Here is a 15,876-nt window from a genome sequence, read left to right on the forward strand (position 1 = left end):
GGTATAGTTAATATGTGATTTTCTGTAAGCATTCGCAGGCATAAGAAAGCGCTTACAAATTTAATTGTTAATCCTAAGAGGAGGTTTTTATGGGAAAGTCTTTTTTTGAAAAGCGTCCTGTTTTTAGTATTCGTAAGCTCTCAGTTGGAGCTTGTTCTGTTGTGATTGGGATTTCTGCCTTGGGTCTTTCAAGGGTCCATGCGGAAGAAAAGCCAGCCCTCGAAAGTGAACCGACTTCGATTGAGACACCAAGTGTTGTGACGGAAAACTCAGAAGCGGAAGTTCCTGGAGCTGTTGCAAGGGTTTCAGAAGCTCCAGCTGTCATCACCCCTACCAGAGCTGAGGAAAAGCCGGCGCCTCAAGGCGAAGGCCAGCCCGTTTCAGCTTCATCTGAGCGTGCTACAGGAACGGAAGAAACTGCTGCTCCAGATCAAAATCGTGTAGCGGAGGATATTGTGCAAGATCGAGAACGTGATTTTAATAAAGATTGGTATTTTAAATCAAATGCAGCTCCTGGTGCAGAAGGGCGTCAAGTGGATGTCAAGGATTGGAAAAAATTAGATCTTCCTCATGACTGGTCTATTTTCTTTGATTTCGATCACAACTCTCCTGCTCAAAATGAAGGGGGGCAATTAAACGGAGGGGATGCTTGGTATCGTAAGACCTTCCGTTTGGACGACAAAGATCTAGATAAGAAGGTCCGCTTGGAATTTGGCGGGGTTTACATGGATTCCAAAGTCTATGTAAACGGACAATTCGTCGGCCATTATCCAAATGGCTACAATGCCTTTTCTTATGATATTACTCCTTATTTGAACGCAGATGGAAGCGAGAATACCATCGCCGTTCATGTGGTCAATCAACAACCAAGTAGCCGTTGGTATTCTGGTAGCGGGATTTACCGGGATGTTAAGCTGAGTGTGACGGACAAGGTTCATTTAGCGCAGTATGGGACTACGATTACGACCCCTCAGTTGGAAAAACAGCAAAATGGGGCAGTAGATACAGTGGTGAAGAGCCGCATTGTCAACCAGGATGATCAAGCCCATAGTATTTATGCGGAATATGAAATTGTCGATCAAAATGGCCAAGTGGTGAGCGAAAAAACGCGCAGTGAAGCACAAGCTGTTCTAGCAGGTCAAGAGATCAACCTATCTCAAACCTTGCATGTTGAAAAACCAACCCTCTGGGATGTGAAAACGGATCATCCAGCTCTCTATACCTTGTATACGCGGGTTTATCGAGATTCGCAGTTAGTGGATGTGCAAAAGGAACGCTTTGGTTATCGCTATCTCAACTGGACGCCAGAAGGTGGCTTCTTCCTCAATGGGGTGGCGACGAAATTCCACGGGGTATCCCTTCACCATGACCACGGGGCTCTTGGAGCTGAGGAAAATTACAAGGCTGAATACCGTCGTCTCAAACAGATGAAAGACATGGGGGTCAATGCCATTCGGACGACCCACAACCCAGCCAGTGAACAAACCTTAAAAATTGCTGCTGAGTTGGGCTTGATGGTCCAAGAAGAAGCCTTTGATACCTGGTATGGTGGCAAGAAACAATACGATTACGGTCGTTTCTTTGAAAAAGATGCCACTCACCCAGAAGCTCGTAAGGGGGATACTTGGTCAGATTACGATCTACGGACCATGGTAGAGCGGGGCAAGAACAATCCAGCCATTGTGATGTGGTCAATCGGTAACGAAGTCGGTGAAGCAGATGGTTCAGACAAATCTGTCGCAACCGTTCGTCGGTTGGTCAAGACCATCAAGGACGTGGATGCAACCCGCTATGTCACTATGGGAGCTGATAAATTCCGCTTTGGCGATGGCTCAGGAGGCCATGAAAAAGTAGCAGCAGAGCTCGATGCGGTTGGATTTAACTATTCAGAGGCCAACTATGAAAGCTTACGGGCGAAACATCCAAACTGGCTCATTTATGGTTCGGAAACCTCTTCTGCAACGCGGACACGGGGCTCTTACTACCATCCTGAAAGAGAATGGGTCGGTAGCAACCAAGAAGACCGCCATTATGAACAATCAGACTACGGCAATGACCGGGTTGGTTGGGGTCGGACAGCGACCGCCTCTTGGACCTTTGACCGTGATCATGCCGGCTATGCAGGACAATTTATCTGGACCGGTACGGACTATATCGGCGAGCCAACACCATGGCACAACCAAAATGACACACCTGTAAAAAGTTCTTATTTCGGTATTGTCGATACTGCCGGCCTTCCAAAGAATGATTTTTATCTCTACCAAAGTCAATGGGTGTCAGCTGAGAAACATCCAATGGTCCATCTCTTGCCACATTGGAACTGGGACAATCCAGAATTAGCCAATCGTGTCATGGATGAAGAAGGACGGATTCCTGTTCGGACCTTCTCCAATGCCCACAGTGTGGAATTGATTGTCAATGGGGAATCACAAGGAGTGAAGACCTTTACCAAGAAGACCACAGCTGATGGCCGGACCTACCAAGAAGGGGCAAATCCGGATGAACTCTATCTAGAGTGGTTGGTCCCTTATGTACCAGGTAAAGTAGAAGCTATTGCGCGCAACGAAGCAGGAGAAGTGATCGCGAAAGATCAAGTCGAAACAGCCGGCAAGGCTGCGGGTGTTCGTTTGTTGAAAGAAGAACATGCGATCGCAGCGGACGGTAAGGATTTGACCTATATTACCTACGAAATCATCGATGAAGCAGGTCGTGTGGTGCCAACTGCCAATAATTTGGTGCATTTCCATTTGCATGGACAAGGCCAAATTGTCGGTGTCGATAATGGGGAACAAGCCAGCCGTGAACGCTACAAAGCGCAGGAAGATGGCTCATGGCAACGCAAAGCCTTCAACGGCAAAGGGGTGGTCATTGTCAAATCAACTGAGCAGGCGGGTGCCTTTACCCTGTATGCAGACTCAGATCGCTTGCAATCAGACCAAGTCAGCCTCTTTACAGGTAAGAAGGACCAAGCAGAACGCACTGTATTAGGTGTGGAACCTGTTCGACAAAGTGCTTATCTAGGAGAAAAACCAACCTTACCAAGTAAGGTCAATGTGGTCTATAGCGATGGCAAGGCCCAAGAAGAAGCCGTTGAATGGGATGCGGCAGACTATAGCCGTGCAGGCCAAGTCCGTGTGACAGGACATGTTCAAGGACGCACGGTCGAAGCTCTGGTCGATGTGATCGGCGTGGAACAAGTCCTTCCAGTCATCAAACAAATCCCACAGGGAGCAGATCTAGCAACGGTGGATAAAGCTGTGCAATTGGTCTTCACAGATGGCCGGACAGTTAACTATGAAGTCGATCAATGGACCTTGGAAGCTGGTCAAGAAGATCAGTTGTCCACACCAGGAGCACGCTTGAAAGCGACAGGACTCCTAGGCAATGGGGAAACGGTCCAAGCGACACTAGTGGTTGCAGGAGGAGATGTAGCCAAGGCTAAGAAACCAACGGTTCAGCTAGATGGAGTAGCTCTTCCAAAATTTGGTAGTGGCAACCATACCATTTTCCGTTCCCTCGCTTATGGTCAAGAGCCAGGTCAAGTCACAGCAAGTGCAGAAAATGCTCAAGTGACGGTCCTACAAGCTAGCCGTGAAAATGGTTTGAAAGCTCAAATCTTTGTGACTGCTCAGGATACGGGAGCTGTACAGACCTATGTGGTCCAATTCCAAGAAGAAAGTCCACAGATCGAGCGTTTGGAATTGCGTCTGCCAGAAGGACAGGAACTCAAGGAAGACCAAACGGTACCACTTGAAGTCATTGCCCATTACCAAGATGGTAGCCAGGCAAGTCTCAAAGCAGATCAAATCGATGTGAAAACAAGAGCTGGTAGCCAAGGAAAAGCCGTCGCAACCAATAAAGGTTTGGAATTGCGAGAAGCAGGATTGGTTCATTTAGAAGCCAACTACCAAGGACAAACGGGAGAAGTCACCTTTACCATCACGCCAAATCCAGAAGAAAAGACGGTTGTCAAGGTGCGTCCTGTACGGATTAGTACGGATCGAAACGTTTTGCCAGCTCTTCCAGAGACCGTCTTGGTCGAGTATGACAAGGGATTCCCGAAAGAAAAACGCGTGACCTGGGATGCTGTGACCGCAGATCAAGTCAAGGATTACCATAGCTTTACAGTCACAGGTCATGTAGAGGGTGTGGAAAAAGAAGCCCAAGCTCAAGTGACGGTTGAAGGCATTATCGCTGTAGAAGAAGTCAGCACCACCACTCCAGTCGGCGAAAAACCAGCTCTTCCAGAAAGCGTGCGGACCTATCACTCTAATGGTAAGACCTATACAGCTAAGGTGGCCTGGGATGCGGTCGATCCGCAACTCTTGGCCCAAGAAGGAGAAGTTGTCCTAGCAGGCCGTGTAGAAGGAACCAACCTTCCAACACGTCTTCATATTCGTGTTTCCGCAAACACAGTCAAGGGAGCCAATGTAGCAGAGCAATGGACAGGATCTGTCTTGCCGCTCGCTTTTGCAAGTGACTCTAACGATGCGGATCCAGTCGCTAAGGTCAATGACAAGGTCATCTCCTTTACCGATGCTCCGGCTAATCGTTGGACCAACTGGGGCCGTAACAATGCGGAAGATTCTGTCGGTATCTTGTTTGGGGATTCTGGTATCTTGACCAAGCGAGCAGTGGACAACCTCCATGTTGGTTTCCACGAAGACCACGGCGTTGGGGCTCCAAGTGAGTATGTGATTGAGTACTATACAGGGGAACAAATCCCAACAGTTCCAAGCAATCCAAATCGTGTCAAAGACGAAACAGACCATCCATTTAACAATCCAGCTAACTGGAAAGAAGTCAGCAACCTAACCGTTGAAGAACCGGTAGCAGCTGGTAAGATGAACCATTTCAGTTTTGATAAAGTCGACACCTATGCCGTTCGGATCCGCATGAAGACACCAGAAGGCAAGCGTGGAAGCTCTATTTCAGAGATTCAGATCTTTGCCAATAAGGTTGCGGCAGAAGAGAAGAGCCAGTTGACCATTCGTGTCAATGGCGATGTCTTGCCAGGTGTCAACCCAAGTGTGACCGATTACTACATCGATGCGCGTGATCGGGCTTATCCACAAGTGGAAGCGACAGCCAGCCATCACGGCCTTACAACGGTTGTGCCAAGTGTCCATGAAGGGGAGCCAATCCGTGTCATCCATAAAGCGGAAGATGGTACCATCTTACAAGAATACCGCCTCCATCTCACAAGCGATGCAGAAAAACTGAAACAAGCTACTCCAGTAGCAGTAGAAGCAGGCAGCCGTTTTGTGAAAGTCGGTCAAGATCTAGTTCTACCATCTACCGTAGGCGTTTACTTCCAAGGGGATACAGGCTATGAACGCAAGGAACTGACGGTGGACTGGCAGGCTATCCCAGCTGATGCACTTTCTCACGAAGGTAGCTTCACGCTGGAAGGAAAAGTCATTGGCTATGATCTGACTGCTCAGCTGACCGTCCGGGTGTCAGAAAAGACAGGAGAAAACCTCTCTGTGAACCGTGACTACAATGCAGAAGATACCAGGGCATTTGCTAGTGAAACCAATGATCTCGATCCAAATCAAATCGACTATATCGATTACATCAACGATGGTGGCTACAACGAATACTATCGCTGGACAAACTGGAAGAGAGAACCGGATCAAACAGAAGTGTTTGCTGGTCTCATCTTCAAGAAAAATGGTCAGGTAACAGAGCGATTGGTTAATAAAGTAGCGGTCGACTTCTTTGCAGATCAGGAAACAGGTCTGCCAACGAAAACGGTTCTTGAACGCTACATTGGTCCAGACTTTGAGGTTCCGGATGATTATGGCAATCTGAAGAATCTTCCAGATCATCCATTTAACCAGGCCTCTAACTGGGAAGAAATTCCGTATAGCTTGGATTATGCCTTTGAGCCTGGTTATATCTCTAACCTCAGCTTCAATGAAACCAGAACCAAAGCCATCCGTTTAAGAATGGTCCGTGATGAAAATCTAAAAGGAATTGGAATCGTTGAATTGAGCGCCTATGCTCCAACAGAAGAGGCTCAGGCAATAACTGATGTCACCATCCAAGTGAATGGCAAAGACCTAGAAGGTTTTCAACCAGATGTGACAGATTATCATCTAGAGTATGAGGGAGAACGTCCAATCGTTTCAGCAAAAGGCAAGAATGGAACAGCCGTTACGGTCGTGGATGCTAAAAGTGCCAATGCCCCTGTGCTTGTCAAGGTTGTCTCAGAAGATGGCAAGCTCGAAAAAGTATATCAACTTTCTCTCTCCGCAAAAGCACCTACAGGCTCAGCCATTCCTGAAGAAGGGGTTAAGAATCTGGTTCATACCAAACCAGAGTTGGTGATTGAGCCAGAAGAGATGGACTTTGAACGCATAGAACGTCCAAATGCGGATCTTCCAAAAGGTGAGAAACGTGTGGTTCAAGAAGGTCAAAAAGGCCGCAAATTGCGCTTGGTGGAAGTCTCTCAAGAAAATGGTGTGGAAAGCCGGAAGGAACTAGATGCCTTTGTAGAGCTAGATCCAGTGGCAGAGATCACGGAGGTGGGCACGAAAGAAGTACTTCCAGATACTCCACAACCAGAGCCACAGCCGCAACCGCAGCCAGAACCACAACCAGAGCCGCAACCAGAACCACAACCGCTTCCAAACCCAGAACATCCTCATGGCTCAGAAGGACCAGTAGCTACCGCAACTTCTCAAGCATCGCTTGAGGTCAAAGCGGTACGTCAGGAAGGGACAAATGCAGTAGAGAAGGAAGTCGAAAAAACGGCTCAAACACCAGCAGTTTCAGCTGCTCCGGTTTCCGAAGGAAAATTACCAAATACAGGATCAGACGAAAGCGTCGCAAGCCTCGTTGCTGGAATCCTAGCGGCAGGCCTTGCCAGTGCTGTGCTGGACGATCAGAAAAAAAGAGCCAATAAGGCCAAGTAAAAAGCTGGATAAGCCAGTAACTATACGGTGAAAAGTTCACAGGTAAAAGAAGGAGGATGGGGAAACCCCACCCTCTTTACCTGGTGACATAAAGGAATAGAATATGGGAAAAAGATTAGTTGATCAGAGAAATCGATTTGGCATTCGTAAACTCTCAGTAGGCGTCTGCTCGGTAGTCGTAGCGACTTGTTTTTTAGGAGTGACTACTAGTTACGCAGAGGAACAAGCTGAGAGGAGTGAAACTCGCGAAGAACGGGTTGAAACGAGCGATGTCGATCACCAAGGAAAGGAGGAGAAAACTGTGAACGAGCACCAAGAAGAATCAGAGCATGCCTCAGTAGCTACTAGCGAGAAAGAAAATCGCACAGCCAGCCAAGGGACAGAAGCCACTCAACCAGCCACTTCTCTAGATGAGGAGACTGAGATTGAAGATTACGGACCGCTTCCAAGTAAGGCTCAGATGCAATACCACCGCGAAGAACTAGCGGCTTTCATCCACTTTGGGATGAATACTTACTACGATCGTGAGTGGGGAGATGGGGAAGAAGACCCTTATTATTTCTATCCAGAGCATCTGGATACCGATCAGTGGATCAAAACCCTGAAGGATGCTGGTTTTAAACGGACGATCATGGTCGTCAAGCACCACGATGGCTTCCTCTTGTACCCTTCCAAATACACCGACCATACCATTGCTAAAAGTGGTTGGAAGGAAGGGAAAGGCGATGTCCTAGCCGAGGTTTCTGCTTCTGCTAGCAAGTATGACATGGACATGGGGGTCTATCTCTCCCCTTGGGATGCTCACAGCCCGCTCTACCATGTGGATACAGAGGAACAGTACAACGAATACTACCTCAACCAGCTCAAAGAAATCCTTGAAGATCCAAAATATGGGAACAAGGGTAAGTTCGTGGAAGTTTGGATGGATGGAGCGCGTGGCGATGGGGCTCAAAAAGTCACCTATACCTTCGACAAGTGGTTTGAAGCCATTCGCAAGGCCCAAGGGGATATTGCCATCTTCTCAGCTGAGCCGACCAATGTTCGTTGGATTGGAAATGAAAAGGGGATTGCCGGAGATCCGGTTTGGCAAAAGGTCAATCCAGATAAGATCCGCAACAATCCTTCCAACAGTTACCTCAATCACGGGGATCCAGAAGGGAAGCAATACTCAGTGGGAGAAGCCGATGTTTCCATTCGCTCCGGCTGGTTCTACCATGACAATCAAGAGCCTAAGTCCTTGCGCGAATTGATGGACATTTACTTCAAATCGGTTGGCCGTGGAACTCCACTCTTGCTCAATATTCCACCGAACCAAGACGGAAAATTTGCGGATGCCGATGTGGCCCGTTTGAAAGAATTCCGTCAGACCTTGGACCAACTCTACAGTGTGAACTATGCGGCAGGCGCTTTGGTAGAAGCTGACTCGACACGACGCAATGCTCTCTACAAGGCCAGCCATTTGACAGATGGCGATGAAAAGACCAGTTGGGCTCCGGCTGATGATGCTAAGACTGGCTCTTTTGTCCTCGATCTTGGAAAAGAGCAACATTTTGATGTGGTAGAGCTCAAAGAAACCATCGAGAAAGGCCAACGGATTTCCGGTTTCACCATCGATGTAGCGGTGAATGGGCAATGGGTTCCTTTTGGGGCTGGGTCAACCGTTGGATACCGCCGTTTGATCAAAGGGCAACCAGTTGATAGTCGCTACCTCCGAGTGTCCATCACCGATGCCCAAGCCACTCCAATCTTGAACGGCGTTTCTGTCTATAAGACGCCAGCTAGCATTGAAGAAACGGATGGCTATCCGCTTGGTTTGGCCTATCATTCTGACCGGACTGCTGACCGTGCCAATAGCCAATGGAATGAAGAGGGAGAAGGCGTTCGAGGCACTTCTATGTGGACCAAGGAAAAGGGAGCTTCGGTGACCTATCAGTTCGAAGGCACCAAGGCCTATGTGGTCGTAACCGTAGACCCTGGTCATGGGGAAATGGATGTCTATGTTGATGGCCAAAAACTAGCGACGGTTAATACCCAAAGTCCAACCCGCAAACGCAGCCAAAAGGTTTATGAAACACCGGATTTGAAAGCAGGAGCCCATACTTTGACCTTGGTCAATAGCAAGGGAGATGCGATTGCAACGGAAGGGATTTATGCCCTCAATAACCAAGAAAAGGGTCTCTTTGAGTTTGCCCAGCCAACCCTAGCTGTTAAGAAAGGCGACCCAGCGCAAGTCGTCGTCAAGAGAAAAGGTGGCTCTAAAGGAAGTGCCAGTCTTAAATTAATCACAGAACCAGGAACAGGGGTTCATGGCAAGGTTTATAAAGATACCAATGTCACTCTCGAGTTTGCAGATGGAGAGACAGAAAAAACAGTCCAAGTCCCAACCCTTGATTTTGCAGGCAAGGCGACAGATGTCTATGACTTTAAGGTCAAATTGTTGCATCCGGATCAAGGAAGTCTGGTCGGCTTTATTTCAGAGCTGACAGTCCAAGTGATGAACGAGGACCTGCTTCCAGAAAATCGTAAAGAAGTGGATGACCAAGATCCAAAACTGCACTATAGCCAAGGCTGGCATCATGAGACAGACAACAAAGACTTCTCAAATGGCACAGAATCTTGGTCCAGCTTTAACCAAGTGACCGATGAGGAAGGCAAGAAACACATTGAAGTGACCATTACCTTTAAGGGCACAGGCGTGGAGGTCCGAGGAGTGGTTGATCCAAGTCATGGTCTCTACAGCGTCACTCTGGATGGAAAAGAAATGGCCTTCGAAGAAGGTCGGGGCCATGATTATGAGATCGAAGGCGATCATTATTTCAGTGGCTACGGAGACCAACGCAAGCTCGACCAGAGTTTGGTCAATCTACAAGGTCTAGCAAAAGGCTACCACCAGCTACGCCTGCACCTGGATCCATCTCTCAATGACCCTCAGTCATCTAGAGCCATCCAGGTAGACCGATTTATCCTATCAGGGAAAGATAGTCAGTTGCTCAGTCAAGAAGAGCTGCAACAGATCATCAGAGAAGGAGTAGAAAAGATCAAGGCTGCTTCTCTCGATCGCTTGAAAGCAGACCTCAAACCGACGGTTCAAGGACAATTGACGGTCTTGACTCAGTTGCTGGATCAAGAGCGACCAGATTTGGTTGCTGCAGCTAATCAAGTCGCAGCCCTTGAAACCATCTTAGAAGATGCTCGCAATTATGAACCCTTGACGCAGACACGCCCAGAAGAAGGTGTTCGGGATTTGATTCTTGAAAAGCCAGAACTTCTCATCGAAGCAGAGGAGATTCCATTTGAAAGTCAAACACGTGAGAACAAGGACTTGGCCAAGGGGGAAAGCCGGATCCTTCAAGCAGGAAAGGTCGGACGCCGGTTGAAATTGATCGAGGTTCGACAAGAAGAAGGCAAAGAAATTCGGACAGAAGTCGATGCCTTTGTCGAAGTGGAGGCCCAGGACCAGATCACAGAAGTCGGAACGAAGGAAGCCGAAGAAAGTCCGTTGATAGCTGATATGCCGACTCCAACCACTCCTGTCACTCCAAGTAAGGTGCAACCAGAAGTTATGACTCTTTCTCAAGCTGAAGACAAAAAAGAAAAAGAAAGACCTGTTCTCTTGCAATCGAAAACCCCAGAAGCAGTTTCTGTTTCGACTTCAGACCATCCGGAAAAAGAAGTGGTTAAAAGTCCTTCTCTACAATCGGAAGGAAAACTTCCTCAAACCGGTACAAAAGAAAGTGGATTGTTTGCTTGGTTAGGCCTTCTTGGTCTAGGATTCTTGGGCGGAGGCGCCAAATTTGCTCGTCGCAAAGAGTAGCTCCTTCTTCGCATAAGAGGTTAGTTCTCACTAGCCTCTTTTGTTTTGCCTTCTTAAGAGATTCCTATTTCCATGGAGTCTTTGCTTTATTTACAGCCGTAAAAATTGTATAATAGTCAAATAAGGTCAATGATGAGAAGGAACACTCCAAGGCCATTTTTTATGGGCCAAAGAACAGAGCATCCATCTAGAAAAAAACAAGCCAGAAAGGAGCATCATGGCAAATAAGAACACATCTGATAGCATCGAAGCTTATATTAAGGCCTTGCTGGCTCAAGCTGGCATGGCAGAGCTCAAAAGAAGTGAGTTAGCCGATGTCTTTCAGGTCGTACCTAGTCAGATTAACTATGTCATTAAGACTCGTTTTACCGAGAGCCGAGGCTATATTGTAGAGAGCAAGCGCGGTGGTGGTGGCTATATCCGCATTGGCAAGGTCCAGTTTTCAGATCACCATCAGATGCTCCAAGACTTGGCAGCCAATATTGGAGAGACCATCAGCCAGCAGGTCTTCCATGATATCCTCCAGATGCTCTATGAAGAAAAATTATTGACAAAACGTGAGGCTCAGCTCTTGCTTGCGACGACCTCCGATGAGGTCCTAGGTCGAGATGCTCTCATCCTACGAGCAACGATGCTGAAAAAAATCATTCAACAAGTAGATAGAAAAGGAAATACCGACTAGATGAACTATTCAACAGCACTGTTAGAAAGTATAGAAGCGGCCCAAATACTAGCAGGCCACTATCAGGGGCATACCTTAGATACTTGGCATCTCCTGACGGCTATGGCCAATAATCCCTATAGCGTGGCAGGTTCTGTACTGAACGATTATCCTATGCAGATCGATGAGTTTCAGGATGCGGCGGAGCATATTACAGGCCAAGCTTTTCAAAGCGACAATCGGTATGAAATCTTCCCATTTTCTTATCGGATGGAAGCCATTATGAAGCACGCAAGAGAGATTGCCCAGGTCCTTCATGCCAAGACCTTGGGAACAGAGCATGTGCTCCTCTCTCTTCTAGCAGACCGTGGGACCTTAGCGAGCCAAGTCATGGAGTTTGCCGGCTTTGCCTTTACAGAGCAAGACAAGGGAGTTCCTATTGCCTCTCTTCGAAAGAATCTTGAGGACAAGGCAGGCTGGGACAAGAATGATATCAAAGCCATTCGGAGTCTCTATCGGGCCCAAAACCCTAACCGCCAAACCATGGGAAATATGATGGGCATGCCCCCAAGCACCAGTGGAGGTCTTGAAGATTATACCCGTGATTTGACAGAAATGGCGCGTGCAGGCCAGCTTGAGCCTGTGATTGGTCGGGATGCAGAGATTTCACGCATGATCCAAATCCTCAGCCGCAAGACGAAGAACAATCCTGTATTGGTGGGAGAAGCAGGGGTCGGAAAAACAGCCCTTGCCTTAGGTCTGGCCCAGCGTGTCGCTAGTGGCAATGTACCAACTGAAATCGCGCAGATGCGTGTTCTGGAATTGGATCTCATGAATGTCGTTGCTGGGACGCGCTTCCGTGGGGACTTCGAAGAACGGATGAACAATATCATCCAGGACATCGAAGAAGACGGTCACGTGATTCTCTTTATCGATGAACTGCATACTATTATGGGGTCAGGATCCGGTATTGATTCGACCTTAGACGCAGCCAATATTCTAAAACCAGCCCTGGCACGGGGAACCTTGCGTACAGTTGGGGCAACAACCCAAGATGAGTACCAAAAGCATATCGAAAAAGATGCAGCCCTCTCTCGGCGTTTTGCGAAAGTCACCATTGAAGAGCCAAGTGTTGCAGATAGCATCCAAATTCTCCAAGGCTTGAAAGAGACTTATCAGGACCACCATCATGTGACCATTACCGATGAAGCGATCGAAACAGCTGTCAAATATGCCCACCGCTATTTGACTAGTCGTCAATTGCCAGATTCAGCCATTGATCTCTTGGATGAAGCGGCAGCTACCGTACAAAACCGCGATTCCAACGGTCACGTAAAAGAAGAGTTGACCGCCTTGGATCGGGCCTTGATGGATGGCAAGTGGAAGAAAGCAGCCCAGCTCTTAGAAGTAGAGGCCGCTCCCATTGTCTACAAAAAAGAAGTCACTGACCAAGATGTCTTGGTGACCTTGAGCCAATTATCCGGTATTCCAACTCAAAAACTGACCCAAACCGATGCCAAGAAGTACCTAAACTTAGAAGCAGAATTGCATAAGCGCGTGATTGGTCAAGACCAAGCCGTTTCGAGTATCAGTCGGGCTATTCGACGCAATCAATCAGGTATCCGTAGCAATAAACGTCCGATCGGTTCTTTCATGTTCCTAGGACCTACCGGTGTCGGAAAAACAGAGCTAGCCAAAGCTTTGGCGGAAGTTTTGTTTGATGATGAATCGGCCCTCATCCGTTTTGATATGAGTGAGTACATGGAAAAATTCGCGGCCAGCCGCCTCAACGGAGCCCCTCCAGGCTATGTGGGCTACGAAGAAGGAGGCGAGTTGACCGAGAAAGTCCGCAACAAACCATATTCAGTTCTCTTATTTGATGAGGTGGAAAAAGCCCATCCAGATATTTTCAATGTCCTTTTGCAAGTCTTGGATGACGGAGTCTTAACCGATAGCAAAGGCCGGAAGATCGACTTCTCCAATACCATTATCATCATGACCTCAAACCTGGGAGCTACAGCCCTTCGGGATGATAAGACCGTTGGCTTTGGTGCCAAAGATATCCGCTTTGATCAGGCCAATATGGAAAAACGCATGTTTGAAGAGTTGAAGAAGACCTATCGTCCAGAGTTTATCAACCGGATTGATGAAAAGGTGGTCTTCCATAGTCTCTCCAGTGAGGACATGCAGCAGGTAGTGAAAGTCATGGTCAAACCGCTCATCGCGACCTTGGCCGAACAAGGCATGACCCTCAAATTCCAGCCTTCAGCGCTCAAGTTGCTAGCAACCAAAGGCTACGATCCAGAAATGGGAGCTCGCCCACTGCGTCGTGTCTTGCAGACCGAAGTGGAAGATCAACTAGCAGAGCTATTGCTGAAAGGCCAAGCCCAAGAAGGGCAAACCATCAAGGTTGGAACGACAGCCGGAACGATCAAGTTCGAGATTGTCTAGGAGGACGTCATGACGCTTCAGCGATTAACCCGTATTTCGCTTTTGGCGGCCCTTTGTGTCGCTCTACGTCAGGCTTTTGCCCCTTTCCCAAATGTCCAACCTATTTCGGCCATCTTTTTTCTCTTGGTGATATTTGAAGGGTATAGCTTTGCTTTTCTTGTGATGATGATCACCATGTTTGTCTCCGCCTTTTTCCTGGGGATGAGCCTGATTGTGTTCTTTCAGATTGTCGCCTTTGGCTGTTTGATGCTCATTTGGCGCATCAGTTACAAGTGGTTGCCCATTGTCCTTCAGATCCTTTTTGTGGGCCTACTGTCCTTTGCTTATGGGGTCTTGATCGATAGTGTTTATGCCTTGATGTACCATATTCCTTGGTGGACCTATGCTTTGGTCAATGGTTTTAGTTTTAACCTTGCCCATGCTCTGTCGACGATCATTTTCTATCCCATTATCTATCAAATCTTTAGGAGATTTTATGTTGAAAAAAACCATTTCTAGCTTGATGACCTTACTTGCAGCTCTTCTTTTAGCGAGTTGCGCTCCGTCTCATAGCACAAACAATCAACCAACAGCTTCTAGCGCAGAAGTTGCCAAGAAAAACGAAATTTCGATTACAATTAGCGTGACGCCAGAAGGTCAAAAAGCGCAATCAAAAACCTTGAAAGTAGCAGAAGAGAGCAACCTCATGAAAGTGCTCAAAGCCAACTACAAGATTGAAGAAAAAAATGGCATGATCACCTCGATTGACGGTCACAGCCAAGATGAAGCCAAAGGTCTTTACTGGATGTACAAGATCAATGGCGAGATGGCCCCAAAAGGTGCTGCTGAAACCACCGTTAAAAAAGGGGATAAGATCGAATTCTATCAAGAAGTGTATAAATAATGAGGAGAGAGTGGGACAGAAATCGGTAATTCGTTAGAATTCGATTTCGTCGTCCCACCTCCGCACAGTTGAGTAGGGCTGTAAAAGCTGATGAAATCAGTGTAGTAGAGCCCACTTAACCACTGCGTCTTGCTCGACAATCCAAAAATAATTGAGAGGCTAGGACTTTTGTCCCAGCCTCTTTTTTGCTAAAGTTTAGGAACTTACCTAAAATTTCTTTCAAATTAGAAAAATATTTGAGAAACTATTGACAGCCTCATATAACAGTGTTACAATAATGTTACAAAATATTACAAATGTTACAAAAAGAGGTTCTGTTATGAAAAACAAAAAAATCATTTCCCTAGCAGCCCTAGCTTTGACAGCTAGTCTTTTCCTAGGAGCTTGTGGCGGGAATAAAGAAGAAAAAACTTCAGAAGCAAGTAGTTCAAAGACCAGTCTGGTTAAACAAACAAGCTCTTCTTCTAAGAAAAAAGTGATCACTAGTAAAGATCCGATTGCCTCTTCATCCTCTGATAGCAAATCAGAAGAAAGTCATACCGTTGGTAGCAAAAATAACCAAGCAGCAGCTAGTCAAACACCTGCTCCAGCTAAAGCAGCGACTCCAGCAGCGCCAGTAACAAAAGAAACAAAAGAAGTGGCCGCTCCAGCAACACCAGCTAAAGAAAAATTGCCAAGTCTAGAAGAAGGTCATGCTCATGCTAAGAAGCAAGCGTCTGCTACGGAGAATGCCCAATACAAGGGAGTCTATTCCGTGGCAGCAGGGGACTTCTCCGCAGCAACAGGGAATTGGTCTGACAAACGCGACACTGGGGTCACTATTGGTCAAGGTGGTCAAGTAACGATCCAGCTTCCTGGAGGTCAACCCGTAGCTTATGGCGTCAGCGGTTATAACTATACCTTGGATGACGGCCATTACCATGCTAATCTCTCAGCAGGCGATGGGTCTGCAGCGACTCTAGATATCGTAGTTGGAAAAGATGGCTCTGTATCCAGTGTGACTGTTCTTAAAGACGGTGTCAGCCACTCCCTCACTCGTGAATAAAAGTCGAAAGATTTGAAAAGAAAATCTTATCTTTTCAGATCTTTTTTTGCTGTTTTAAAGAAAAATATATTTTTTTATAAAAAAGTGTTGACATCCAGAAAA

7 protein-coding genes are annotated in these 15,876 nt (G+C 47.2%); all 7 read left to right on the forward strand.

The genetic code is table 11. The features are described from left to right. Positions 1 to 89: 89 nt before the first annotated feature. The 7 genes from I2F76_RS03835 (at position 90) to I2F76_RS03865 (ending at position 15,774) form a co-directional block, all read left to right on the forward strand. Positions 90 to 6,920, forward strand: a complete 6,831-nt coding sequence (locus tag I2F76_RS03835; protein WP_195487265.1) for an Ig-like domain-containing protein — start codon at positions 90 to 92, stop codon at positions 6,918 to 6,920. A 103-nt stretch (positions 6,921 to 7,023) separates the two neighbouring features. Then, positions 7,024 to 10,734, forward strand: coding sequence for an alpha-L-fucosidase (locus I2F76_RS03840; RefSeq protein ID WP_195487266.1), 3,711 nt, complete (start codon positions 7,024 to 7,026; stop codon positions 10,732 to 10,734). Between the two features lie 217 nt (positions 10,735 to 10,951). Next, positions 10,952 to 11,416, forward strand: coding sequence for a CtsR family transcriptional regulator (locus tag I2F76_RS03845; protein WP_049485776.1), 465 nt, complete (start codon positions 10,952 to 10,954; stop codon positions 11,414 to 11,416). Continuing rightward, positions 11,417 to 13,846, forward strand: coding sequence for an ATP-dependent Clp protease ATP-binding subunit (locus I2F76_RS03850; RefSeq protein ID WP_049483394.1), 2,430 nt, complete (start codon positions 11,417 to 11,419; stop codon positions 13,844 to 13,846). A 9-nt stretch (positions 13,847 to 13,855) separates the two neighbouring features. After that, the gene (locus tag I2F76_RS03855) at positions 13,856 to 14,344 is read left to right on the forward strand and encodes a hypothetical protein (RefSeq protein ID WP_049483393.1); all 489 of its coding nucleotides are present in this window, start codon (positions 13,856 to 13,858) and stop codon (positions 14,342 to 14,344) included. Then, positions 14,322 to 14,729 carry a DUF4430 domain-containing protein gene (locus tag I2F76_RS03860; RefSeq protein ID WP_049483392.1) on the forward strand — a complete coding sequence of 136 codons (408 nt, stop codon included), beginning with the start codon at positions 14,322 to 14,324 and terminating at the stop codon, positions 14,727 to 14,729. The genes I2F76_RS03855 and I2F76_RS03860 overlap by 23 nt, the downstream gene beginning before the upstream one ends. Positions 14,730 to 15,048: 319 nt before the next feature. Next, the gene (locus I2F76_RS03865; RefSeq protein ID WP_195487267.1) at positions 15,049 to 15,774 is read left to right on the forward strand and encodes a hypothetical protein; all 726 of its coding nucleotides are present in this window, start codon (positions 15,049 to 15,051) and stop codon (positions 15,772 to 15,774) included. Positions 15,775 to 15,876: the final 102 nt, after the last annotated feature.

Source organism: Streptococcus parasanguinis, from assembly GCF_015557775.1.
Lineage (GTDB): Bacteria > Bacillota > Bacilli > Lactobacillales > Streptococcaceae > Streptococcus > Streptococcus parasanguinis_AA.